Origin of the sequence: Pseudoalteromonas sp. SR41-4 (assembly GCF_014163985.1) — a bacterium.
GTDB lineage: Bacteria > Pseudomonadota > Gammaproteobacteria > Enterobacterales > Alteromonadaceae > Pseudoalteromonas > Pseudoalteromonas rhizosphaerae.
The window spans coordinates 1-25,522 of record NZ_JACJEI010000040.1; the positions used below are offsets into that span (position 1 = coordinate 1).

Below are 25,522 nucleotides of genomic sequence, written 5' to 3' on the forward strand. Positions count from 1 at the left end.
AGGTGTTAGGTGTTAGGTGTTAGGTGTTAGGTAGAGATTAAACCAAGCACAGTGTTAGGGTTAAGAGTCGGCGGGGTTTAAAAACTCATGGCTAAAGCCATTTCCTACAGGGTGTAAATTTATCGTAGGAGCTGGCTTCAGCCGCGAAATGTTTAAATTAATTTTTTTATAAAAATATTAATAAACACGCGTCAGCAAGCTTAACGCCTACGGTGTTAAATTGTATTCTGGTGTTTAATTACGTGTAGGCGAATGGCTTGCCACCGCTAAAAGGTCAAAGATGTTAGGTATTGGGTGTTAGGTAGATATTAAGAGCAAAAAATTTAAGGTTGTATTTTATTAAATAAAAACTAAGCTCAAAATAAATTACTGTTAAGGATAATAGACATGATGAACTTTGAAAGCTTAGAAGTGTGGAAACGAGCTGCTCGTTTAAGTGCAGATATCTATAAAAATTCAACAATAACAAAAGATTTTGGTTTTCGAGATCAGTTAACACGTGCCGGATTGTCTGTACCTAGTAATATTGCTGAGGGAATGACACGAGATAGCGATAAAGAAAAAGTGCGCTTTTTAGATATTGCTCGTTCTTCTTTAGCTGAAGCTAGAACACAAATTTATATAGGTATTGATATAAACTATATTGATTCGAATATCGGTCAACTTTGGCTGTGTGAAACATCTGAGTTATCAAAAATGCTGTCGAGCTTAATCTCTAAAATTAAAGAACGAATCTGAGACGTTTAAATTGTTTAAGTTTTTTAATTACCCACACTGATTTTATAGTTATTTTTGATAAAACCTAAAACCTAAAACCTAAAACCTAACCCCCCCCCTCATTTTCCAATCTCAACATTCACCTCATCTCCTAGTACTTCTTTGTATTTTGCTGCTAGCGCATTTTTGGCGTTATCATCACCGTGCACTATTTTTATATGGCTGGGTTTTTTACGCATACCGGCTACAAATCTTATTAACCCCGCTTGATCTGCATGAGCACTGTAGCCGCTGATTGTGTGTACTGCTGCGTTAATGGTGATTTTATGGTCATTAATATGCACATAACCATTACTTGGTCCATAGGTTTGAATATCTCGGCCGAGCGTGCCACGGCCTTGGTAGCCAACAAAAATCACATCGGTAGTTTCATCAGGTAAAAATCGCTCTAGGTAATTCACAATTCGCCCGCCGGTGCACATGCCACTGGCGGCAAGAATAATTGCGGGTTGTTTGCGTTTGCTTAGGTAATTAATTACGGCAATATGCTCTTGGTGGCTGTCGATAGTATGCAACTGCGCAAAGTTTAATGGATGGCGGCCTTTGGCTAAGCGTTTTTTTGCTTCATCGTCCCAGAGGGTTTTAAATTTTCGATATTCTGTGGTGAAGTTAGCTGCCATAGGGGAGTCCACAATGACCTCTATGCTTTGCCATGGCGAATTTTTAGCTGCGTTGTGAATTATTTGCTCCAGTTCGTACAGTAACTCTTGCGTACGGCCAATGCTAAACGCTGGCACAAGTACAATGCCATTATCGGCAACGGCTTTTTCAATCACCTTTTTCAGTGTTTGCGTGCGTTCTTTTCGGCCTTGATGGTTTTTATCACCATAGGTTGACTCGATCACTAAAGTATCGGCTTTGTAAGGCGCTTTGGGGGAAGGCAGTAGCGGAGTATGCGGCGCTCCTAGGTCACCAGAAAATACTACGCGATGGGAATTTCCCTTGCTAGTTTTAGTTTTTATATCTATTTCAACATAGGCGGAGCCTAAAATATGCCCGGCACGCTGTAAGCGAGCTTTCGCGGTGGGCTTGTTGCTGGTGGTTGGTAAGTCAAACCAGCTATTAAATTCGATAGCGACAATACGCTTGGCAAGTAAGCTTAAACAGGCGTTAATAATTTTTTGATCTCGCGTTACCCCGACTTTAAGTGCATCTTCAATCACTAATGGCAATAGACTCGCCGATGCCTTCGAAGTAAAAATAGGGCCAGTGAAACCAGCAGCAAATAAGTAAGGTATGCGGCCAACGTGGTCAATATGACAATGCGTAACAATCAGCGCTGTGACAGTAGAGATATCAAAGTCGATAGCTAAACTTGGCCCTGCGTCTTCCCCTTGAAAAAGCCCACAGTCAATTAACACCGATGAGTGTTGATCATAATCCAACTGATGGCATGACCCCGTAACCCCATTCACCGCTCCATGATGGGTAATTTTCATGGTTGATCCTTGTTGATTAAATTATACAAATTAGAAACAAGGTTAGGATAAAAAATGTCAAATTAAAAGGTTGGAGGTATTAGGGAAGTGAATAGGTGCTAGGAAGACAAAGGTATTAGGTTTTAGGGAAGTGACTAGGACCTATAGCCTAAAACCTAGTTCCTATGTTTTAAATGTGGCTCGGTGTTTGTGCGTCAGCAAGCTCAACGTCTACGGGTGTTAAGGTTTGCCTCGATGTTAAATCACTTGTAGGCGAGTGGCTTGCCATCGCTAAAAGGTTAAAGGTGCTAGGAAGATAAAGGTGCTAGGGAAGTGACTAGGTGCTAGGAAGACAAAGGTACTAGGTGTTAGGTTTTAGGTAGAGATTAAACCAAGCACAGTGTTAGGGTTAAGAGTAGGCGGGGCTTTATGCCGCGGGTTTAAAAAAATCATGGCTAAAGCCATTTCCTACAGGGTGTAAATTTATCGTAGGGGCCGGCTTTAGCCGCGAAAGAGTTTAAAGGTGCTAGGCTTAACTTTACTTTCTCGGTGTAGCGCGAAGCGCCTCGGTGCTCTCGGTGGTAAAAATTGTTTAATTGATTTATTCATAAATGTGTTAACGAACACGCGTCAGCAAGCTCAACGCCTACGGTGTTAAGGTTCATCTCGGTGTTAAATCACTTATCGGCGAGTGGCTTGCCACCGCTAAAAGGTTAAAGGTGCTAGGAAGGCAAAGGTGCTAGGGAAGTGACTAGCACCTAGAGCCTAAAACCTAGCTCCTATGTTTTAAAGCGTAGGCGCGGCTTTATGCCGCGCGGTTGTATTGAACCATCAGTCATTAGATTTCAGGTGTAGCTAATCTCTGCCTTTAACCTAATACCTAATACCTAATACCTAGCACCTATTACCCCGTATCTTTCATTTCTCGAGGTAGCTTTAACCTTTGCATTCAATTAAACTCAGTTTCTTCAATGTAACTTTTGGTGTTTTGCATGGCTAAAGATAGATTCGCGCCAAAACCTTTAAACGATATTATGGCTGGCCTGAGTGGTCGATTGTCGTCGTATGCAGGTAAAAGCCAAGCATTAGATAAACAACAAACTTTGTTAAGTGAATTTTTGGGCGCTAATTTAGGTGGAAAATGTCGCGTTAGTAATTATCGCGATGGTACGCTGATGATTGAGGCGGTATCTGCACCTATAGCACTGCGTTTAAACTACTTAAAAATGGATATGCTGTCACACTTTCGTAGTGCCGGTATGGCAGAACTTGGGCAAATTAAAATTACCGCTAATCCACAAGCCAGCCAACGATTAAGTCCAAATAATGCGTTAAAAACAGCTAACGCCACTCCCGCGAATAAATTAGCGATGAGTGAACAAACCGCTGATTACCTTAATGCGATTGCACAAAGTGCACCACCGTCACTAAAAGAAAAGCTAGAGCGACTAGCGAGGCATGCTAAAAAATAAAGGTTTTAGGTGCTAGGAAGAAATAGGCGCTAGGAAAAGTTTACCATGTATATTTAGTTTGCAACTGTATTGAAGAACCTAGAACCTAGAACCTAGAACCTAGAACCTAGAACCTAGAACCTAGAACCTTATTTTTGAAAAGAATTTCTATAATGTAGAAATAATCCCGTGTGTAATGCCACCGAAAGGTGGCATTTTTTTGTCTGCAAGAAAGCAGCTGCGAGCTGGCGAGAGTAAAGTTAGCGAGGGTACGCTAATCGGCGCTAAAGCGCTCTCCTACGGGATGGTGCATGTGTGTATATTTCTTGTAGGAACAGGCTTCAGCCGTGATTGTGTTTAAGCTTAGGTTATACGCAACAGCTAATCGGCGCTAAAGCACTCTCCTACGAGTAATGCATGTGTATTGTATGTTGCTTGTAGGAATAGGCTTCAGCCGTGATTGTGTTTAGGCTTAGGTTATATGTAAAAGCTAATCGGCGCTAAAGCGCTCTCCTACGAGGTCATGTGTATATATTGTATGTTGCTTGTAGGAACAGGCTTCAGGTGTGATTGTGTTTAAGCTTAGGTTATATGCAACAGCTGATCGGCGCTAAAGCGCTCTCCTACGAGGTCATGTGTATATATTGTATGTTGCTTGTAGGAACAGGCTTCAGGTGTGATTGTGTTTAGGCTTAGGTTATATACAACAGCTAATCGGCGCTAAAGCGCTCACCTACGGGATAATGCATGTGTGTATATTTCTTGTAGGAACAGGCTTCAGCCATTATTTTTGGCTTGTGCTTAATATGAATTAATCAATAGGATGGAATTTTAAGAACGTATTTGATATTGAAATTAAGAAGGGAAAAGATGGGGCGATTGACGGGGCTTGAACCCGCGACAACCGGAATCACAATCCGGGGCTCTACCAACTGAGCTACAACCGCCACAACACACCTTGTTTGGTGTGGCGCGGATAATACATAAAATAATAAATCTTGTGAAGGGTTAAGAGCAAAAAAAGTGAAAAAAATTTAAAATTGAATATTTTTGTTCGTAAAGTAGTCAGAGAATGAATGTTTAAATCGTTTTTTATCTGGTTGGGTAAAATAAAAATTAACCCTAAAGATGTTCTTTTAAAGATAAATAGATTAATTAATTAAATAATAAATTGAAATCAGATATAATTTAACCAGCAAACTGCTTAATACTGAATATCAGGAGTGATAATGGATACAATACTTAACTGGATAAACGAAAACTCAGGTTTGATTTTGCATTATGGCATTCAAGCTGTAATTGCATTGGTGATCTTTTTACTGGGTGGTCGTGTTGCAAAATTTTGCTCTAACCTAACTGAAAAAGCATTCGACAAAAAGAAAGTAGATAAAGCTGTAGGTTCGTTCGTATCTAGCATTGTTTATGCCATCGTATTTATGGCAACAATCTTAATGGCATTGTCACAAATAGGCATAGAAACCACTTCATTTATCGCTATTTTAGGTGCTGCAGGCTTAGCAGTTGGCTTAGCACTTCAAGGTTCACTATCTAACTTCGCATCTGGCGTACTTATTATATTACTTCGTCCTTTCAAATCGGGTGATTATGTCGAAGCTGGCGGTAAAGCTGGTACAGTGAAAAAAATCGAAATTTTCTCTACTGAACTACGCACACCAGATAACAAAGTTATCATCATGCCAAACTCTAAAATTATGTCTGACTCAATTATTAATTACTCGCGCGAATCAACTCGCCGTATCGATCTAGTTATTGGTGTTGGTTACGATGCAGACTTACGCAAAGCAAAAGAAGTACTTAAATCAGTCCTAGATCAAGAGTCACGCATTCTTAAAGATCCAGCTTATAACGTATCAGTGTCAGAGCTTGCAGATTCAAGCGTAAACTTCATTGTGCGTCCTTGGGTTAACTCAGGCGATTACTGGCCAACTTATTGGTCTTTAATTGAGAACATTAAAATCGCATTAGATGATGCGGATATCACTATTCCATTTCCGCAAATGGATGTTCACCTTCACAAGCAAGATTAATCAACCAAACAAGTAGCAAAGGTTATTTTTTAATGAAATTAAAGCTTTTATCAATTTTAGTTGCAGCATCTGCTGCAACTAACGCATTCGCTGAAGATACTAAAACATGGGAAGTTACCAGTGAGCTAGGTGCAATTATTACCAGCGGTAATACAGAAACAACCACCCTTAAAGGCGGCATCAAGGCGTTACATAACTTAGAAAGCTGGAACAACGAGTATAAAATTAACGGTCTTTATAAAGAAGACGACGTTGAGAATGATGCTGGTATAAAAGAAACGCAACGTACTAACGAAAAATACTCGTTATCAGTACAAGGTAACTATAAGTTAAATGAAGAGCATGCGCATTTATATGTTTATGGTTCACACGTTTCTGATTACTTTGGTGCTTATCGTAGTGAGTCGGTTATTTCAGCGGGTTATGGTCAACGTTTATTAGACCGCTCTGACATGTGGTTAAATGCTGAAATTGGTCCTGGTTATAAGTACTTTCAATATCCTGATACGAGTACCGAAGTTGATGAAAATGGTAACTCTTTAGCGGGTGAGCGTGAAGGTGAGGTTATCGCTCTAGGTAAGCTTGATTATAATTGGCAAATTTCTGATAACGCAAAGCTTACTCAGTTAGTTTCAGTCGAATACGGTGATACCAACACTAAAACACGCTCAGAAACAGCGCTTTTAGCTAAAATCAACGGTTCATTACAAATGAAGGTTGCTTATAACATTACTAACAACTCAGTTGTTGCTGACGACAAAGAAAGCACAGACACAGAAACGTCGCTGACATTGGTTTACAGTTTTTAACAATTAAGCCTCGTTTAGTGACATTTAACTGTAATAAAGGGACGTAAGTCCCTTTTTTATTTGTTTGTAAATAATGTAGAATAGCCAATCTTTTGGCCGTTGTTCTAGGAAAAACCTACTTGTGATGCTTTTTAAACGATTTTTAATATTTTTTTTACTGCTAACGACTGCATCTGCATTTGCTTTCACTCCTACTGCATCGCAAATTGAACAATTTAAAAAGCTACCGAAAGCGCAGCAAGAAGCACTTGCTATGCAATATGGTGTTGATCTAACGAGTATCACTGGTAATCAATCATCACCTAGCGCAGCAGCAGAAGAACAACAAACTGTTTATCCGCGTCAAGAACAAGAAGAGCCAGTTTTAACAGACGAAGAACGCTTTGATCCACAAAGAGATGAAATCAAGCCTTTTGGTTACGAGTTATTCTCTGGTGAGCCTACGACCTTCATGCCAAGTGAAAATGCGGCTGTACCAGAAACATATTTAATTGGCCGCGGTGATCAACTAAAAATTAACTTTTATGGTAAAGAAAGTGAAAGCTACGAAGTTGTAGTGGATCGTGAAGGAAGAATTAATATACCTAACTTAAGCCCTGTCACCGTTGCTGGGCTTACATTTGGTGAAATAAAAGAACTTATTAAAGCTAAAGTTGAACAAGAAATTATAGGCGTAAAAGCGTTTGTATCTTTAGGTCAATTGCGCAGTATGCGTATTTTAGTGTTAGGTGAAGCATATAAGCCGGGTAGTTATAGCGTATCGTCGTTGACCACAGTATCGCATGCACTTTTTATTAGTGGTGGTGTATCAGACATTGCATCCTTACGTAATATTCAAGTAAAACGTGCTGGTAAAGTCATTGCAAACTTTGATCTGTATGAATTACTGATTAAAGGTGATAGTAGAAACGATATCACTTTAAAATCAGGCGATGTGGTTTTTGTTCCACCCGTAGGGGCCCAAGTTGCTGTTGAAGGGCTGGTTAAACGTCCTGCAATCTTTGAAATAAAAAATAATGAAACTGCCCAAGATATATTGAAAATGGCCGGTGGCTTAAAGCCAGAAGCGTATGCACAAAAAGCAATTATCGAGCGCTTTAATAATTACAATGCAAAAGAAATTTTATCAGTCGATTTTAGTGTTAACGATATCAACTATATTCCGCAAGATGGCGACAGAATCCGTTTTAATCCGGTAAGTTTACAGATTCAAAACTCAATTACCGTTATTGGTGCAGTAGCTCGCCCAGGAAGTTATCAATGGCATCAAGGTAAGCGTATTTCTGATGTATTTACGTCTGTTCGTGGTGATTTGTTACCACAAGCTGACCTTAGTTATGCTTTGTTAGTGCGTGAAATCAATATTGCAGGCGATATTGAGGTGTATCAATTTGATATTGCGCAAGCGATTGTAAAAGCAGCTGAACACGATTTAGAGTTGCAAGCAAATGACAAGTTATTAGTTTTTAGCCGCTTTGAAGCAAAAGAAGCTGAAGAGTTAGCGCTAACAAATATGGCACTGACCGAAAAACAACAGCAACAACAAATCAAAGTTGAGCAGTGGCATAAGTATCAAAAGAAAGAATTCGAAAAATACATAGGGGTTATTCAAAGTGAAGATCCTTTCAAAAAGCCTGATGACGGCGCCAATTTAACTATTGCTCAATTGGCCAAGCAAAGAAAAGCGGCTGAAGAGGCTGCTGAGCTTGCGCCTGAAGATTATTCAATCTTTAGTCGCTACAACATATTAAAACCAATCAAAGCTAAATTAAAACAGCAAGCTTCAGTAACTCAAGCCATGCAGTTAATTGAAATAAATGGTCACGTTGCTTACCCAGGTGTATATCCATTAACAGTAGGCGCTGAAGTTAACGAACTAATTATAGCCGCAGGTGGGTTACTTGAATCTGCTTATACAGAGCAAGCTGAAATTACCCGGTTATTAGCTGGTGATGCTTCTAAAGTCGAGCACATAAAGTTTAATTTACATAAAGCTATGCTAGGGGAACTTGGTGATAACCGAAAACTGCGAAGTAAAGATAGTTTAAATGTATTCTCAATCCCTAACTGGCAAGAAAATGTAAAAGTTGAGTTAAAAGGTGAAGTTAAATTCCCTGGAATTTATACAATTCGTCGTGGTGAAACATTGACTAACCTACTAGAGCGCGCAGGTGGGTTCTCAGAGTTTGCTGAAGAAAAGGCTGCGATTTTCACACGCGAGTCGATTCGTAAACAAGAGCAGCAGCAATTAACTAAGTTATCAGAAGAGTTACGTCGTGATCTTGCGCAAAAAAGCTTTGAGAAAGGCGCCAGAACGTTATCGTACGATGAGATGAACAAGTTACTTATCGACTTAGCAGATATAGAAGCGGTAGGGCGACTCGTTATTGATCTTCCTTTAATCGTTGAAGATAAACAAAAGCTGGTTCTGCAAGACGGCGATACTTTATATGTTCCAAGTAAGCGTGACTCTATCAGTGTAATAGGCGAAGTAAACTATGCCACATCTCACTTATTTAAACCGGGTATTTCATATAATGATTACATCGCCCTTAGTGGTGGTTTAAAAGAGCGCGCTGATGATGGGCGTATATACATTATTAAAGCCAATGGTTCAGTAAAAATTCCAAATTCAGGAAGTTGGTTTGCTGTCAATGATTCACAAATGCTAGAAGCTGGTGACACAATCGTTGTTCCATTAAATTCTGGTTATATGGATAACTTGACTCTATGGAGTACAGCAACACAGATCATTTATCAGCTAGGTGTAGCAGTTGCTGCTATTAGTAGTATTTAAGGTGCTGTATTTTTTATTTTCATTTATTGTTTCAAATACAGTAAATGGTGCCGTTAAAAGATCAATTAGGTTTTTTTAAATGAAATATTTATTTGCGATTGTTATTTCTTTTGTACTTATTGCGATCTTGTACCGACTTGTAAATTGGTTAGGGTTAGTTGATCGCCCATGTGAAAGAAAAAAACATGTAGGAAATATCCCTCTAATAGGGGGGCTTAGTATTTTTATTAGTTACTCAATTTCTATGTTGTTTTTCGCACCACCTTCTAATGAATTGTACCTATTTATAATTGCTTCTTCGTTAATGGTTTATATTGGTGTGCTAGATGATAAATATGATTTGTCGGTACGTTCTAGGTTGATAGGTCAGTTTATTATTTCATCGTTTCTGATTTATGGGCTAGGATTTTACATCGAAAACTTGGGAAACCTTTTCACGTTGGGTGATGTGCATTTGGGTGACGCTGGTATTATCTTTAGTTTCTTCCTAATTGTAGGTGCTATTAATGCGTTCAATATGATTGATGGGATTGATGGGCTGCTAGGAAGTATTTCGATCACAGCATTTGGTAGTCTAGCATTCCTTGGGTTTTATTATGATAATGCTTATTTATTTCAAGCTTGTGCGTTATTTATATGTTGTTTAATTCCTTTTTTGTTCGCTAATTTGGGGATCTTTCCTTGCACTAAAATAAAAGTGTTTATGGGTGATGCAGGCTCAATGCTTATAGGTTTTGCTTTGCTTTGGCTGTTTATACAAAATGTTGAACAACAAAACACAGATACATCTTATAGGCCGATTGTCGGTTTATATATTATAGGTTTGCCATTGATAGATATGATTGCTTTAATGTTCCGTAGAATTAAAAAAGGAAGGTCGCCATTTAAGGCTGATCGTGAGCATATACATCACATTTTTATAAAATCAGGGTTTACATCTCAACAAACCCTTTACCTACTTTGGTCTGGATCATTACTATTTGCGTTAATCGGTTTGTTATTAGAAGTTAATAATACGCCTGAAAGTTTAATGCTCTTCATTTTTGTAATAACTTTTATCGCTTATACATCAGTAATTATGTATGCATGGAAGTTTAGTCGTTTTATTAATAAGTTTAAAAGCAGAGTTGAAAGTTAATGCGCAATGAAATATCAAATGTCTTCGTTACCAATGAAATGAAAATAGCAGTAATTGGCTTAGGTTACGTAGGCCTTCCATTAGCAGTTGAGTTCGGTAAGAAATATCCGGTTTTAGGCTTTGACATTAACCAAAAGCGTGTTGATGAATTAGAAGCAGGTCATGATGCTACATTAGAAGTAAGTGATAACGAACTTGCTGACGTAAAAAATCTAACCTTCTCTTGCAACAAGCAAGATTTAGCAGAATGTAATGTTTATATAGTAACAGTACCGACACCTATTGATGAGAGTAATGCGCCAGATTTAACGCCATTACGTAAGGCATCAGAATTGTTAGGTGAATTTGTTAAACAAGGTGATGTGGTCATCTATGAATCTACAGTGTATCCCGGTGCAACCGAAGAAGTGTGTTTACCGATAATTGAAAAGGTATCAGGGCTCGTATTCAATCAAGACTTTTTTGCAGGATACTCACCAGAGCGTATTAATCCAGGTGATAAAGTAAATACACTAACAAAGATAATGAAAATTACTTCGGGCTCTACTCCTGAAGTTGGCGATTTTGTTAATAATTTATATGGCTCAATTATCACTGCAGGCACGCATTTAGCTGGCTCTATAAAAGTGGCAGAAGCTGCGAAGGTAATTGAGAATACGCAACGTGACTTAAATATCGCAATTATTAATGAATTTGCAAAGATATTTAACCGCCTTGGCATTGATACAGAAGAAGTATTAAATGCTGCGGGTACAAAGTGGAACTTCTTAAGGTTTAAACCCGGTCTAGTGGGGGGGCATTGTATTAGTGTTGACCCTTATTACTTAACTCATAAAGCGCAAGAGGTAGGGTACCGTCCCGAAGTCATTTTAGCGGGCCGTCGTATTAATGATGGTATGGGCGAGTATGTTGCAACTCAATTAGTAAAAAAACTTTCAAGCCAAAAGATTCACATCGATGAAGCGAAAGTGTTGGTATTAGGTTTTACCTTCAAAGGCGATTGCCCCGATGTACGTAATACAAAAATTATAGATATTGTAAATGAGCTTAATGATTTTAATATGAGTGTTGACGTTTATGACGGCTGGGCGAACCCTGCAGAAGTTGAGCATGAATACGGTCTGTCTCTAATTAGCTCATTAAAAGAAAATCACTACGATGGCATCGTGTTAGCGGTTGACCACAGTGAATTTAAAAAAATGGGCGTAGAAGTTATCCGTAAACTAGGTAAGGACAAGCACGTACTATACGATGTAAAACATGTATTTGGCCCTAAAGACTCAGACATTAGATTATAAGAAAGGATTTTAAGATGAAAAATTTCGCCCTTATTGGTGCCTCCGGTTACATTGCTCCACGCCACTTAAAAGCAATTAAAGAAACAGGTCACAACCTACTTGTCGCTATGGATATCAATGATTCAGTGGGTATTATGGACAGTCACTTTCCTGATGCTGAGTTTTTTACCGAATTTGAAGACTTTACCGCCTTTGTTGAAGACTGTGATATGAAAGGCCAAAAGCTTGATTATATCGCTATTTGTAGTCCTAACTACTTGCATGCACCGCACATGAAATATGCACTTAAAAATGGTATTGACGTAATTTGCGAAAAACCATTGGTACTGCACTCTGAAGATATGGATATTCTAAAAGAGTATGAAGAAAAATATGGCGCAAACGTAAACTCCATACTGCAATTAAGACTGCATCCGTCAATTATTGCCTTAAAAGAAAAAGTGGCTGCAGCCCCTGCGGATAAAGTCTTTGATGTTGACCTAACCTATATGACCTCGCGCGGTAAATGGTACATGAAATCATGGAAAGGTTTCGACCATAAATCGGGCGGTGTAGCGACTAATATCGGTGTGCACTTTTACGATATGCTGCATTTTATTTTTGGTGACCTGAAACATAATGAGGTTCATTTTAGAGATGAAAAAACATCTAGCGGCTACCTTGAGTATGAACGTGCACGCGTTAAATGGTTCTTATCTATTGATTCGAATAATTTACCTGAAAATGCGGTTAAGGGTGAAAAACTGACCTACCGTAGTATTACTATTAATGACGGTAATAATACTGAAGAGCTCGAGTTTTCAGGTGGCTTCACTGATTTACATACACAGAGTTATCAAAATATCTTAGCGGGTAACGGCTTTGGTATTGATGAAAACCGTGTCGCGATTGAAACGGTTGAAAAAATCCGTGAAATGCCAGTTGCAGAGGCAGGCAGCAAAGCGCATCCATTACTTTCAAAGGTATTATAATCATGAACTACCATGTGCATGAAAGCGCTATTGTTGATGCTGGCGCAAAAATAGGCAGTGACACACGTGTTTGGCATTTTGTGCATGTGTGTAGTGGCGCCCAAATTGGTGATAAATGCTCATTAGGGCAAAATGTATTTATAGGTAATAAAGTCACGATTGGTAATAACGTCAAAATACAAAATAACGTATCGGTTTACGATAACGTTCATATTGAAGACGATGTGTTTTGCGGGCCAAGCATGGTATTTACTAACGTGTATAACCCGCGTTCGTTCATTGAGCGAAAAACAGAATATCGTGATACCTTGGTAAAAAAAGGCGCGACACTGGGCGCTAATTGCACCATTGTATGTGGTGTAACAATTGGTGAGTATTCATTAGTGGGGGCGGGTGCCGTGATTAATAAAAATGTCCCCGCATTTGCATTGATGGTGGGCGTGCCTGCCAAACAAATCGGTTGGATAAGCAAGTATGGTGAGCAGTTGGATTTGCCCCTTACAGGTTATGCAAGCGCAACTTGTGAACACACCGGCGAGCAATATCAATTAGAAAATGATTTGGTCTCAATTAAATAATTTTAGAAGTTATCAAAATGCAATTTATAGATTTAGCTGCGCAATACCAATACTTAAAAACAAAAATAGACGCGCGAATTAAAACAGTGTTAGACCACGGCAAGTATATTATGGGGCCAGAAGTGCAAGAGCTTGAAGAAGAGCTTGCAAGCTACGTGGGTGTTAAACATGCAATCACATGCGCTAACGGCACCGATGCGTTAACACTTGCTATGATGGTGCTTGATATTAAAGCGGGCGATGCTGTTTTTTGCCCAACATTTACGTTTTTTGCCACAGCTGAGGTCATTGCTTACGAAGGTGCAACACCAGTATTTGTGGATTCAGATGAAGCCACATTCAACATTTGTCCAATAGACTTAGAAAAACGCATTCAAGCAACAATGGCAGAAGGTAAATTAACCCCAAAAGCGATTATAGCGGTTGACTTGTTTGGCTTGCCAGCGAACTACCTTGAAATTCAAAAAATTGCTGATAAATACAACCTAAAACTAATAGAAGATGCCGCACAAGGGTTTGGCGGTAGTATTGATGGTAAGCGTGCTGGTGGTTTTGGTGATATCGCCACAACCAGCTTTTTCCCAGCAAAGCCGCTGGGTTGTTACGGTGATGGTGGTGCTGTTTTTACAAATAATGATGAGTATGCAGAGCTATTAAAATCATACCGTGTACATGGTAAGGGAAAAGACAAGTACGATAACGTACGCATAGGTATGAATAGCCGCCTAGACACCATTCAAGCAGCGATATTACTTGAAAAGCTAGCAGCGTTCCCAACAGAGTTGATTAACCGTAACAAAGCTGCAGATAACTACGAGAAGGCATTGTCAGATACATATCAAACACCACAAGTACCAGAAGGCTATGTCAGCTCATGGGCGCAATACACGCTTGTATCTGCAAATCGTGATGCAGATATGGCGGCTTATAAAGAGCAAGGTATACCTACCATGATATATTATGGTACCTGTATGCACGAGCAAACCGCATTTAGGGAATTGGGGTATCAAGCTGGCGACTTTCCAATTGCTGAAAAGTTGGCAAAATCTGTGTTTAGCTTGCCAATGCACGGCTATTTATAGACTATCTAACTTGAGTGTTGAAAAGCTATGACTATCGAAAAAAAACTGCACGTATTAGTGATTCCATCCTGGTATCCAAAAGATGCAAATGATGCTAGAGGGAGCTTTTTTCGAGAGCAAGCCAAGGCTCTTCAGCGGCAAAATTTAAAAGTTGGTGTAATTACTCTGGAAATGAATGGTTTTAGCTCTTTAGCTAAGGGATATACCAGGCCTATGCTTGATGTTGAAATTGATGGCGGCCTTCCTACTTTCCGTTACTTTTATACTAATTTAATACCAAAACTAGATAAGTTGATCACAACTGGTTGGGTTAAAAGAGGGGAATATCTATTTAATCAATATGTGGCTAAATATGGTATGCCAGATATTATACATGCCCATTCGATATTTAAAGCAGGATTTTTAGCTGAATTTTTAAGTGAAAAATATAAATTGCCATTTGTATTAACTGAGCATAGTTCCGCTTTTGCGCGTAATTTAATTACGAGTAAACAAATACAAAGAAGTAAGACTATTATTAATTCAGCCAAAGCAATAATTGCTGTTAGTGAGGAATTTAAGACATTATTGGATAGTATTTATTTTACAAATAAGTGGGAATATATTCCAAATATTGTGAATGAAGAATTCTTTAATAAAGCTGAAAAAAACATAAACTACCATCATAATGATAAAACTACATTTCTAACAGTTTGCGCATTATTGGATAAGAAAAAAGTTGATATCCTGATCCGTGCTTTTTTTGAACTCCAAAAAAAATGCTCAGATGTTCAACTTAAAATTGGTGGTGATGGCCCAGAAATGTCAAATTTGTGTGCTCTAGTCAAGGAGTTAAAATTACAGCACTTAGTGACATTCTTAGGTAAACTTTCAAGAGAGCAAGTCAAAGATGAAATGCTACGCTCTGACATATTTGTACTACCAAGCGAATATGAAACCTTTGGGGTGGTTGTTATAGAGGCACTTGCTTCAGGTAAGCCTGTAGTAGCAACAAAGTGTGGCGGACCAGAGTCAATAATATCTGATGCTGTAGGACGTTTAGTTGCTGTAAATAATCCAATATTAATGTCGCAAGCGATGGAAGAGGTTTACCAAAAACTAGACAGTTACAATAGTGACTCGATACGGAATTATTGTTATGAGAAATTCAGTGAGAGTGCGGTCACGAGTAAAATTATTAATCGGTATACTGATATTTTGATTAACAATGGGTAAGAATAAGCTACTTGGTTATGCACTTGGCCCATTAGGCTCTGCGCTATTGGGTTTTATTAGCTTACCCATAGTAACAAAGTTCTACTCTGTTGAGGATGTCGGGAGAGTTAGTCTACTACATGTTGTTAGCAGCTTAATGGTACTACTATTTTGTTTGGGCTTGGACCAGGCTTATGTAAGGGAATATCACGAATCAGATAATAAGTTTCGCTTGTTTAAGTCTGTTACTTTACCTGGGCTACTATTAATGTTTTTGAGCTTACTGGCTGTCTATTCTTTTGATGGTAATGTAATAGCTAACTGGGTCTATTCTATTGAAGATAGCGCTTTATCTTTGCTGACTATAATTTGCTTTTTGTCAGCTTTTTTATCTAGGTTCTTGTCACTAATATTGCGAATGCAAGAGCGATCTTTTGCATACTCTATGAGCCAAGTACTACCTAAACTGTTCTTCATTTTTTTTATATTTTTGTCTTATTTCTTTTTAGAGCTCCTGGATTTTAAGGTGTTACTTTCAGCTCACATGCTGTCAATTATTTCTGTGCTGCTTATTTACACATGGAATACCCGATTTGAGTTAAAAGGTGCACTTAATGAAAAAATTAATAAAGAAGAGCTTATTTCGTTGTCTTATTTTGGCTTTCCACTTGTGTTTGCTGGCCTAGCATTTTGGGGGATGAAGGTCATAGATGTATTTTTCTTGCGCTGGTTGGCTGGTTTCACTGATTTAGGAGTTTATTCCGTAACTCTTAGTATTGCCGGAGGTGCAGCGCTCGTGGGCAGTATTTTTAACATTGTGTGGGCACCTCTCGTATATAAGTGGCAAAGTGAAAATAGAGTCGACTTTACTAAAATAGATAATGTTCTTGAGCACCTGCTTGCTGCAGTATATTTTTTGGTTGTTTTTTCAGGCTGTTTCGCCTGGATATTAATGTACTTATTGGACGGAAAAAGTTATGCGGCTGTTCAGTATTTACTAAGTATTTGTATATTAGCGCCTTTACTTTACACGCTTTCAGAGGTAACAGGTGTGGGGATTCAAATCGTTAAGAAGACAAAACTCTCAATGTATGCCTCTATTTTTGCATTAATAATTAATGCTATGGGGAACTATTTTTTAATTCCCAATCTAGGGGCTGCAGGTGCGGCTATATCTACGGCGCTATCATTTTTGGTGTTTTTTATTCTGCGTACAGAATTTTCTAACAAAGTATGGAGAAAAAGAGGCTATGGTAAAGTTTATTTAGTATTGTTTTTTTTGCTTATATTAACAGCATCTAATGCTTTTTTTGGAGCTGAATTACCTAGTTCTATCTGGTGGGCTTGTATAATTATTGGTTTTGTAGTTTTTAAAGAAAGTATTACAGAAGCAGCTAGATTTGTGTTGAAAAATAGAGCGATTTAAACCGTTTATAGAAAAATTAACTAATGGATGTTATGTAGTGAAAGTAGCTAATATTGTTTTAAATGATTTTACTAATGACAGTAGGGTTTTAAAAATATCCAAAACGCTGGGTAAGTCAGGGGCACATGTAACCGTATTTGCTATGCACAACGAAGGTCTAGCAGAGTTTTCAGAAGAAGAGTTTTTTACTACACAGAGAGTTAAACTTAGTTCACGCAAGTGGTCGAAGAGACGTATCATTCAAGTGGTAAAATATATTGAATTCATATTTCGTACTTTTAGCAGAACTAAGGGTTATGATCACATCCATTGTAATGACCTTAACTCTTTGCCTATTGGAGTGATGAGGAAGCTTGCTAGCTCAAAAGTTAAATTAATTTATGATGCTCATGAATATGAAACTGAGATGAATGGTGTACAAGGGATAGAGAAAAAAATTATCAAGGTTATGGAAAAGCTTTTAATAGGCTTTGCAGATAAGGTTATCACTGTAAGTGACTCTATAGCTGAAGAGTATGTAAGGCTCTATAATATTGAAAAGCCGCACCTTGTTTTAAACTGTCCTGCCTATATCGACGTTTCAAAAAATAATTTATTTAGAGATAATTTTGCGATTCATGCTGAACAAAAGATTTTTTTATATCAAGGTGCTCTGAACAAGGGACGTGGTATTGAAATCTTACTGGAAGCTTTCAAAAAGTTAAATGATAGTACAAAAGTTTTGGTTATCATGGGGTATGGTGAGCTAGAAAAAATAGTAAAACTTGAAGCGGATAATAGCCAAAACATCTTTTTTCAACCAGCGGTTAAGCCAGAAGTAGTTTTGAATTATACTTCTTCCGCTGATTTTGGCGTTTCATTCATTGAAGACTCATGCTTGAGTTACAGGTATTGTCTCCCTAATAAGATGTTCGAATATACCATGGCAGGTTTACCAGTCTTAGTGTCTAATTTAGTTGAAATGAAGAAGTTCGTCGAAGAACACTCTGTGGGTGTTGTATCTGATGAAAATACAGTGAATGGGTTTTATGATGCATTTAGTAAAATAGAAGAATTTGATTACGAATCTTTAAAAAGTAATTTGAAAAAAGTTAGAAAAAGTTATTGTTGGGAGTCTCAAGAGGTCGAACTTTTGAAAGCTTATAAAGAGTTAGTCTAGATAATGAAAATAACCCATAAAAACCTTTGGTAATATAAATGAATACACATACTGATAATAATAGCGACGTGGATATCTCCAAGTTTATTAATACGCTTTTAAAACAAAAGTGGTACATTTTTTTTGCAACTGCTATCGCAGTTGCGATTGGCCTTTATCACGTACTGAATCTACCTAATTATTATACCTCTAGCGTGGTCTTGGTATCTGAAAAAAGTGAAGATAGTGTCGGAAGTGGTTTAGGGAAGTTAACTAGTTTAGCTGGTATATCAATGCCTAGATCTGGTGCTGATAAGCTTTCAATAGCCATTAAATTATTGGAAAGTAGAAATTTCATAGGTAAATTCTTTGAGGAAAATAAATTAGAGGCTGATTTTTTCGCGGTCAAAGAATGGGATCAAACTAGTAACAGTCTAGTTTATAACTCTGAAGTTTATAAAGATGGTAAATGGTTAAGAAAAGAGAGTGCTTTAAAATCAAGTAAGCCAACTTACAAGGAACTTACTGAACGCTTTATAAATAATAATTTGGTGTATAAACAAGATAAAGAGTCTGGCTTTATGTCTATTTCAGTTACTCACTATTCTCCATATATAGCTAGAGATACACTTGAAAGTTTAGTCAATTTTATTAACGAAGAGTCTAGACTTAAAGCAATAAACACGTCAAATAAAAAAATAGAGTATCTAGCTGATGCAATCCAACGTACAGAGAATGCCAGCATGAAATCAGCATTTTACGATATGTTGTTATTAGAAGAAAAAGATAAAATGCTTGCCTCAGTTAATTCTGAGTATGTATTCACAGTCCTTGACCCTGCATTTTTACCATCAGATAAGGCAGGACCCAAAAGGCTTATTATATTAATAATGTTTGCTTTTGTAGGTGGAGTCATTGGTACATTAATAGCACTTCTCAAAGAGTTTTTCTTCAAAGGAAAGAGCAATGAAGAGAGTTGATTACTTTTCTTTAATTGACTTTATGAACAGCCCAGGAGTAGCAAATAAGTTAGTTAACACTGTAGAGGCATTTAACAAGTCTGGTTATGATGCTAATAGTTACTTTTTCCCTTTATCAGTAAAAGGCGGGCTTAAAATGTTAGTGGCAGCCAGTAAAAGTAAGGCTGACTTTATTATAATTAGGTACTCGCTGATTTTTGCGCCATTGCTTTTCTTTGTAATATGTTACTTAAGAATGAGCGGAAAAAAAGTAGTTGTGGATGTCCCTACACCAAGAACTGTGGTGGCGAAAGAAACTCTTCATGCAAAAAAAAAGAGTATCCTTAATATTTTCAAATTCGTAGTATTAATCCTATCGGGATCATGGGTACTTTGGCCTGCAAATAGAGTGATTCAGTATTCAACAGAATCTACATGGTTCTCGTTTGGTTTATTATCTAAAACAAAGAAAATGGGTAATGGTATAATAGTTGAAAATATGCCCTTATCTGAATCTAAGTGGGATGGCAAACAGCCTATAGAGATTATTTCAGTTGCACTTATAGCGTATTGGCATGGCTACGATCGATTAATAAGAGCTATGCACGAGTTAGAAAAAATAAAACCAAATATGTTTAACTTGACTATTGTAGGAGATGGTGAAGAGCTTGAGGCTTTAAAAAAGTTAGTATTAGAGCTTAAATTGTCAAACATTAGGTTTACTGGAATGTTAGATCACAACGGTTTAAATAAAGAATTCAGTAAAGCACATATTGGTGTTTCTAGCTTAGGGCTGCATAGAAAAGGGCTATATGAAGCCGCGGATCTTAAGACTAGAGAGTATGCTGCGAGAGGCTTAATGATATTAGGAGCTGGGGAAGATATAGATTTTTCAGATGAAATAGAATTTAGGTTAAAGGTACCTTGTGATGAAACCATAGAGCCGATAATTGATGCCCTTCAAGGAATAACCCTAGATACTATCGTAAGCAAAGAAAAAGTGAGAACGTTTGCATTAGAAAGGTTATCTATGGAAGTTAAAGTCAAAGAAATGCTCTTAAGGTTGTCATGAAGTTAACAAAGCCACTTTGGTTAGGTGAAAGCTATAAATTATTAACTTCAATGGTTTTTTTAATATGCTTCCTACTTTCATTATCATTCTATGTGATGGGGGTTGAGTTATATTTCACTCTTGTCTTTGATTTACTAATATTTTCTAGCGTATTATTGTTTAAAACAACTCGTTTGTTTTCAGTACTTATTGTTTTACTACTATCCTATATTCTCTACCATATTTTTTATGTTTATTATTATTTTAGTGCCGCACACCTTAGGGATTTGTTTCTATCTCTTAAATTTACTCTTTATTTTCTTGTGTTGTGCAGCATTTTTAAAAGGGAAATTATAACAAAAGAGTATTTTTCTTTTGGCTTTTCAGCTTTATTGGCTTTCTTCTTTGTAAAGTATACTGTTGCTCACTTAATGGGTGACAGCCGGCCGCCACTTTATACCGAAAATAACTTTGAAATGTGCTTTCTGTCAGTGCTTTATTTAGTTTATGTTTATTTAGGCAAGTCAAATAGCTGGAAGTTTATTTTATTTTCATCTGTTATTTTATTGTCTGGTTCAAGATCTGCAATTATTTGTTTGTTATTGTTGTATCTATACCAGTTTAGGCCTTTTTATAAAATAAGTATTACTCAACTATTGAAACTTTTGGCGCTATTCATCATTGGCGCCTTAACCTTGATGGTAATAATGTCACGAATGACAGCCGGAGGACTAGAAGAAGTAGATAGGTATATATTTTTAATGGTTTTTTTTGATAACATATCCGATTGGGGGGTAAAAGAGTATCTTGTTGGTAACTCCCCTTTAACGCCGTTATCATCCTCATCATGCTTGCAATTGAGTTACTATCAGAGCTTATTTTCTAAAGTAAGTGATGGTGTTTGTTATCCTTTGATATTGCACCTTTTTTGGTTAAGAATTTTCATGGAACATGGATTGGTAGCAATTATTGTAACATTCTTATTACTTGTGTCGATTTTAAAACAAAAAGGTCTTGATACTAGAGGCTCAATTTTTATTTTAGCATTAATTTCAGTTAATGGACTTTCAGTGTCGGCATTCAGTAGTTCAATAATATTTTTCTCTTTAATTATTATTGCCTTAATGAAACCTTTTAGCGAGATTGAAACACAAAGTTAATTTCACTTTTAGTGGGGTGGAGCCCTTTGTTATATTGGTTGTAACCTTGTTAATCTTAAATACACTTAGACATAAGAGTTGGGTATCTAAATGAAATATGTCGAAAACGATTTAGACAAAAAAATAGTTTCTAAAAATGTATGGAAAAAAAAGCTTGAAGAAATATACATTACGGCTGAACGAGGAAAAATAATAGCGACTTTCGTAAATCCTTTCTCTTATTCACTTTTATTAGAAAAACCAGAACTAATAAAGCAGTTCAATTTGATATTTTCTGATGGTTCTTTACATACAAAACTACACAACTTATTTTGCGAAAATAAAATAGATAGAGTTAGTTTTGATTTATCTTCTATAGCTAAAGATACTTTGCTAAGAGCCCAAGAACAACAGCTAAAAGTTGCATTTATTGGTGGGAAACCAGAGCATGCAGATGTTTTACCTACTAAGTTACTTGCTCTTTTTCCTAATTTAGTTATTTCCTATTGTAGGAATGGTTATTTTCACTCTGAAGGTGAGAAACAATATTGCTTTACAGAGCTAGAAAATTCTACACCTGATATAATTATTGTCGGTATGGGAACCCCTCTTCAAGAAAATTTTCTATTACAATGTGTTGAAAGAGTTAAATCCGCAAGAGAGTTTTACACTTGTGGTGGATTTTTAGAGCAAACCGCAACTAAGGGAGATTATTATCATCCTTTAGTAAAAAAATTAGGCTTACGCTGGTTACAAAGAGCAATTATGCATAAACATGTTCGTGAGCGCTTAATTCATGATTACCCGAGATTTATAGTTAAATACTGTCTGTCCCACTTTAAATAGCAATGAACCCCATTAAACATGAAAAGTTTTAATGGGGTTTTTTATAGACACTACCCTAATTAAGCACGTATACCCAAGCCACCTCAAGATGCAGAATTCAGCGTTTCACAGGTGCTTAATATCAAGGCGTTACTTTGCAAGAATGGCAGTCCCTTTTAAGAAGTAACAACGATGAGGTATGTGCCTGTGAAACGCCCAACGGGTTGGTTTAAAAGCGATTTATACTGCGTTATTGATTTTAATAATAGAACCACTATTACTTGCAATCAATGCCTTGCCTAAATCGCTTTTAATTCCAACTGAAACTTGCAACTTGAGGTGGTTTGGGTATAAAATCCCCACCGTCTGAAATAATGACAACAAGGTCTCAGGCAAAAAGTCAGTATTTTAGGGATTGATATGGATAGTTGGTACTTATTATTTTGTAAATCAAGGCAAGAAGCTCGTGCCCAAGTTAATTTACAAAACCAAGGGATTGAAGCTTTTTTTCCTCAGCTACAAAAACAACAGCTAATTAAAGGTCGTCGTACTTTTAAGCAATCTGCTGTGTTTCCTAATTATTTATTTGTTCGCTTAAATCCTCAAACCGGTAACTTTGCTGCGGTAAAAAACACCCGTGGTATAAGTGGTTTTGTGTCGTATGGTGCATCGTATCAATTAGTACCTGATCAACTAATCAAAGAATTAAAAAATTTCGAGCTAACGCAAGATAATAATAGCTTACCGGAACCCGGTGATTTAGTGTGTCTAAATAATGGCTCGTTTAAAGACGTACAAGCAATATTTAAAGAGCCCGACGGCGATATGCGCAGTATATTGTTAGTCAACCTACTCAATAAACAAATAGAAATGAGCGTAGATAACTGCGACGTAAGAAAAGTAGGTTAAAAGTTTTAAGTTAAAGGTTAAAGGCACTAGGAAAACAAAGGTACTAGGTACTAGGTACTAGGTGTTAGGTTTTAGGTAGAGATTAAGCCAAGCACAGTGTTAGGGTTAAGAGTAGGCGGGGTTTTATGCCGCGCAGGTAAATATTTTGTAGCAGCGGGGTTACCCCGCGTCTAAAACCTAAAATTAGAAATAAATCAGAACGTAGGAACTGTAACCTAGGGGCGGAAGCGTGTCCGAAGGACTAGACAAGTAAAAGATTTTTAGTGATTTATTCACAAAGAGGACAAGAGAGCGCTGCGCTAAAGAGTAAGATATAAATAGATATGTTTTCTCATTTACCCTCATTGCCTTCTCTTTGTGTAAAATGGTCTTGTTAGCGGGGTTATGTCGCGAAAGGTTTTCGTAGGAGCCGGCTTTAGCCGCGAATGGTTTCTCAGTGCAGCAAAGCGACTCGGTGCCCTCGGTGGTAAAAATTGTTTTGTGCGTGGGTTTATCTCGAGCGAAAGATTTAAGTGATTTATTCCCAAAGAAGTTAAAAGAGCGCTGTGCTAAAGAGTAAGATATAAATAGGTATGTTTTCTCATTTACCCTCATTGTCTTCTCTTTGTGCAAAAATGGTTTTGTAGGCGAGTGGCTTGCCACCGCGAATGTTTACTCAGTGCTCGGTGATAAAAATGGTTTTCGTAGGAGCCGGCTTTAGCCGCGAAAGGTTTGATCTTTCATCTTTAGCTTTAAAACTGATTAACCTAGAACCTAGAACCTAGAACCTAGAACCTAGAACCTAGAACACTAAATTAACAAAAAAGTTAACTGCTTGCACAGTAAACGTGCAACCAACCTTGCGAAGCAAAGGTAGCCATGCTTTAATTAGCCAGCAAAAAATAACAGCAATATATTTAAAAATAAGCTGAAAGTTATAGAATTTAATATTATTTTGGGAATAAACAATGGCGCTAAGCTGTAAAACACTTGTAGCATCACTCACGTTGCTAACAATGACAGGTTGTACAATCATCCCCGGTAGCCATTTCGAAGGAATCGAATCGGGTGAACAAACAAAAAACCTTGAACAAGACCTTGAAAAAGTAAATATTCAAATTATTGACTCATCTTTAATTTATCAGCAAAACCAATCGCGTAAAAAAACTAAGCCACCTTCGAGCCTTGATGGTTTAAATGTTAGTGATTACGAATACATACTTGGTGTAGGTGATGTACTTACCATTGGTGTATGGGATCACCCAGAATTGACCATTCCAGCAGCTGTGCAACGTACCGCAGAGTTTGATGGCTTTCGCGTGCAAGCAGATGGTACCATTACCTACGCCTATGCACCCAATATTCAGGCAGCAGGTAAAACAGTACAGCAAGTACACAGCGAATTGGTGAAGCGTTTAAGCCGAGTGATTGAAGACCCGCAAGTTGATATAAAAGTGGTTGGTTTTCGTAGCCAAAAAGCGTATGTAACTGGCGAAGTAAAACAACCAGGTATATTACCTGTTACAGAAATTCCACTCACATTGATTGATGCCTTAAACCAAGCAGGTGGTTTAACTGCAGCTGCCGATTGGCGCACGGTTACTTTTACTCGCGGCGACAAAACTGAAGTTATTAAACTTGATGATTTTTATGCCCATGGCGATATTTCGCAAAACCGTTTGTTACAACATGGCGATATAGTGCATGTAAACCGTAATGACTTACAGCGTGTTTTTGTATTAGGTGATGTTAAAAAAGCAGGCTCTGTTGATGTTAATCGTTATGGTTTAAATCTTGCTGAAGCACTCAGTAATTCAGGTGGTTTAAACGAAAACACCGCCGATGCTAACGGCGTGTTTGTACTGCGTAAACGTAACCTTGAAACTGACGGTGTTATTGCCGATGTATACCAGTTGCATGCAAAAAATGTTGCAGCACTAGTGTTAGCAGAGCAATTTGAATTGCAACCACACGATATTGTATATGTAACATCGGCACCGCTTGCTCGCTGGAACCGTGTAATAAGTTTATTATTACCGTCAATCGCGACAGTTGATTCAATTGATGGCTTAACAGCAACAAACTAAGGATAACGATGTTTGATTCTATCTTAGTGGTGTGCGCTGGTAATATATGCCGCAGTCCAACCGCTGAATACGTATTAAAGAGTAAGCTAGCCGGTAAAAATGTTAAAGTATCCTCTGCGGGTTTAACGGCACTAGAAGGCAAAGCCGCTGATGTGACAGCAAAGCAAATTGCTGCAACTTATGGTATAAATATGGATGAGCACCAAGGTCGGCAGTTAACATCAAGCCTAGTTGCGCAAAATAGCGTTATTTTAGTGATGGAGCAACGCCACTTAACTGACCTGTGTAGCCGCTACCCAGAAGCGCGCGGTAAAACCTTTTTACTCGGTAAATGGCTAGGTGATAAAGAAATACCTGATCCATATAGGCAGAGTCTTGAAGCGTTTCAACACGTTTATGCATTAATCGACAGCGCCTGTAGCGCTTGGCAAAAGTATTTATAAGGATA

The 25,522-nt window shown here is 37.6% G+C and carries 21 protein-coding genes and 1 tRNA gene; 20 read left to right on the plus strand and 2 right to left on the minus strand.

From position 1 onward, the window contains the following. Positions 1 to 390: 390 nt before the first annotated feature. Positions 391 to 738 carry a four helix bundle protein gene (locus tag H5180_RS21095; RefSeq protein ID WP_182732652.1) on the plus strand — a complete coding sequence of 116 codons (348 nt, stop codon included), beginning with the start codon at positions 391 to 393 and terminating at the stop codon, positions 736 to 738. 98 nt (positions 739 to 836) lie between these two features. On the opposite strand, the gene H5180_RS21100 is transcribed toward H5180_RS21095, so the two are convergent. Further along, positions 837 to 2,216, minus strand: coding sequence for an MBL fold metallo-hydrolase RNA specificity domain-containing protein (locus tag H5180_RS21100; RefSeq protein WP_182759020.1), 1,380 nt, complete (start codon positions 2,214 to 2,216; stop codon positions 837 to 839). Positions 2,217 to 3,187: 971 nt separating this feature from the next. On the opposite strand from H5180_RS21100, the gene H5180_RS21105 reads away from it, so the two are divergent. After that, complete coding sequence (locus H5180_RS21105) at positions 3,188 to 3,667, plus strand: DUF721 domain-containing protein (protein ID WP_182759021.1); 480 nt, start codon at positions 3,188 to 3,190, stop codon at positions 3,665 to 3,667. 850 nt (positions 3,668 to 4,517) lie between these two features. On the opposite strand, the gene H5180_RS21110 is transcribed toward H5180_RS21105, so the two are convergent. Further along, positions 4,518 to 4,593 (minus strand) — tRNA-His (locus tag H5180_RS21110). A 282-nt stretch (positions 4,594 to 4,875) separates the two neighbouring features. Here H5180_RS21110 and H5180_RS21115 point away from each other — a divergent pair. The 18 genes from H5180_RS21115 to H5180_RS21200 all read left to right on the plus strand — a co-directional run bounded on the left by H5180_RS21115 (position 4,876) and on the right by H5180_RS21200 (position 25,517). Further along, positions 4,876 to 5,694, plus strand: coding sequence for a mechanosensitive ion channel family protein (locus H5180_RS21115; RefSeq protein ID WP_145236563.1), 819 nt, complete (start codon positions 4,876 to 4,878; stop codon positions 5,692 to 5,694). A gap of 32 nt (positions 5,695 to 5,726) precedes the next feature. Continuing rightward, on the plus strand, positions 5,727 to 6,503 hold the full coding sequence (locus tag H5180_RS21120) for a YdiY family protein (RefSeq protein WP_145236566.1): 777 nt from the start codon (positions 5,727 to 5,729) through the stop codon (positions 6,501 to 6,503). 121 nt (positions 6,504 to 6,624) lie between these two features. Beyond that, positions 6,625 to 9,300: an SLBB domain-containing protein gene (locus tag H5180_RS21125; protein ID WP_182759022.1), complete on the plus strand. Its 2,676-nt coding sequence runs from the start codon at positions 6,625 to 6,627 to the stop codon at positions 9,298 to 9,300. Positions 9,301 to 9,379: 79 nt separating this feature from the next. Beyond that, the gene (gene wecA, locus H5180_RS21130; RefSeq protein WP_182759023.1) at positions 9,380 to 10,438 is read left to right on the plus strand and encodes a UDP-N-acetylglucosamine--undecaprenyl-phosphate N-acetylglucosaminephosphotransferase; all 1,059 of its coding nucleotides are present in this window, start codon (positions 9,380 to 9,382) and stop codon (positions 10,436 to 10,438) included. Beyond that, on the plus strand, positions 10,438 to 11,736 hold the full coding sequence (gene tviB, locus H5180_RS21135; protein ID WP_182759024.1) for a Vi polysaccharide biosynthesis UDP-N-acetylglucosamine C-6 dehydrogenase TviB: 1,299 nt from the start codon (positions 10,438 to 10,440) through the stop codon (positions 11,734 to 11,736). Before wecA ends, tviB begins: the two co-directional genes overlap by 1 nt. A gap of 14 nt (positions 11,737 to 11,750) precedes the next feature. Next, on the plus strand, positions 11,751 to 12,707 hold the full coding sequence (locus H5180_RS21140; RefSeq protein ID WP_182759025.1) for a Gfo/Idh/MocA family protein: 957 nt from the start codon (positions 11,751 to 11,753) through the stop codon (positions 12,705 to 12,707). 2 nt (positions 12,708 to 12,709) lie between these two features. Next, positions 12,710 to 13,285, plus strand: a complete 576-nt coding sequence (locus H5180_RS21145; RefSeq protein ID WP_182759026.1) for an acyltransferase — start codon at positions 12,710 to 12,712, stop codon at positions 13,283 to 13,285. A gap of 17 nt (positions 13,286 to 13,302) precedes the next feature. Further along, positions 13,303 to 14,367, plus strand: coding sequence for a DegT/DnrJ/EryC1/StrS aminotransferase family protein (locus H5180_RS21150; RefSeq protein ID WP_182759027.1), 1,065 nt, complete (start codon positions 13,303 to 13,305; stop codon positions 14,365 to 14,367). 27 nt (positions 14,368 to 14,394) lie between these two features. Beyond that, the gene (locus H5180_RS21155; protein ID WP_182759028.1) at positions 14,395 to 15,582 is read left to right on the plus strand and encodes a glycosyltransferase; all 1,188 of its coding nucleotides are present in this window, start codon (positions 14,395 to 14,397) and stop codon (positions 15,580 to 15,582) included. After that, positions 15,575 to 16,987, plus strand: a complete 1,413-nt coding sequence (locus tag H5180_RS21160) for an oligosaccharide flippase family protein (protein ID WP_182759029.1) — start codon at positions 15,575 to 15,577, stop codon at positions 16,985 to 16,987. The genes H5180_RS21155 and H5180_RS21160 overlap by 8 nt, the downstream gene beginning before the upstream one ends. A gap of 37 nt (positions 16,988 to 17,024) precedes the next feature. Beyond that, on the plus strand, positions 17,025 to 18,146 hold the full coding sequence (locus H5180_RS21165; RefSeq protein WP_182759030.1) for a glycosyltransferase family 4 protein: 1,122 nt from the start codon (positions 17,025 to 17,027) through the stop codon (positions 18,144 to 18,146). A gap of 38 nt (positions 18,147 to 18,184) precedes the next feature. Continuing rightward, the gene (locus tag H5180_RS21170; protein WP_182759031.1) at positions 18,185 to 19,105 is read left to right on the plus strand and encodes a Wzz/FepE/Etk N-terminal domain-containing protein; all 921 of its coding nucleotides are present in this window, start codon (positions 18,185 to 18,187) and stop codon (positions 19,103 to 19,105) included. Continuing rightward, positions 19,092 to 20,156 (plus strand): glycosyltransferase, encoded by a 1,065-nt coding sequence (locus H5180_RS21175; RefSeq protein WP_182759032.1) that lies wholly within the window; start codon positions 19,092 to 19,094, stop codon positions 20,154 to 20,156. The genes H5180_RS21170 and H5180_RS21175 overlap by 14 nt, the downstream gene beginning before the upstream one ends. Further along, entirely contained in the window at positions 20,153 to 21,295 is a 1,143-nt protein-coding gene (locus tag H5180_RS21180) for a hypothetical protein (protein WP_182759033.1), read from the plus strand. The genes H5180_RS21175 and H5180_RS21180 overlap by 4 nt, the downstream gene beginning before the upstream one ends. A gap of 90 nt (positions 21,296 to 21,385) precedes the next feature. Continuing rightward, on the plus strand, positions 21,386 to 22,120 hold the full coding sequence (locus tag H5180_RS21185; protein ID WP_182759034.1) for a WecB/TagA/CpsF family glycosyltransferase: 735 nt from the start codon (positions 21,386 to 21,388) through the stop codon (positions 22,118 to 22,120). Between the two features lie 399 nt (positions 22,121 to 22,519). Continuing rightward, positions 22,520 to 23,008, plus strand: coding sequence for a transcription/translation regulatory transformer protein RfaH (gene rfaH / locus H5180_RS21190; protein WP_145236600.1), 489 nt, complete (start codon positions 22,520 to 22,522; stop codon positions 23,006 to 23,008). Between the two features lie 947 nt (positions 23,009 to 23,955). After that, entirely contained in the window at positions 23,956 to 25,074 is a 1,119-nt protein-coding gene (locus H5180_RS21195) for a polysaccharide export protein (RefSeq protein ID WP_182759035.1), read from the plus strand. 8 nt (positions 25,075 to 25,082) lie between these two features. Further along, positions 25,083 to 25,517, plus strand: coding sequence for a low molecular weight protein-tyrosine-phosphatase (locus H5180_RS21200; RefSeq protein WP_182759036.1), 435 nt, complete (start codon positions 25,083 to 25,085; stop codon positions 25,515 to 25,517). Positions 25,518 to 25,522 lie beyond the last annotated feature (5 nt).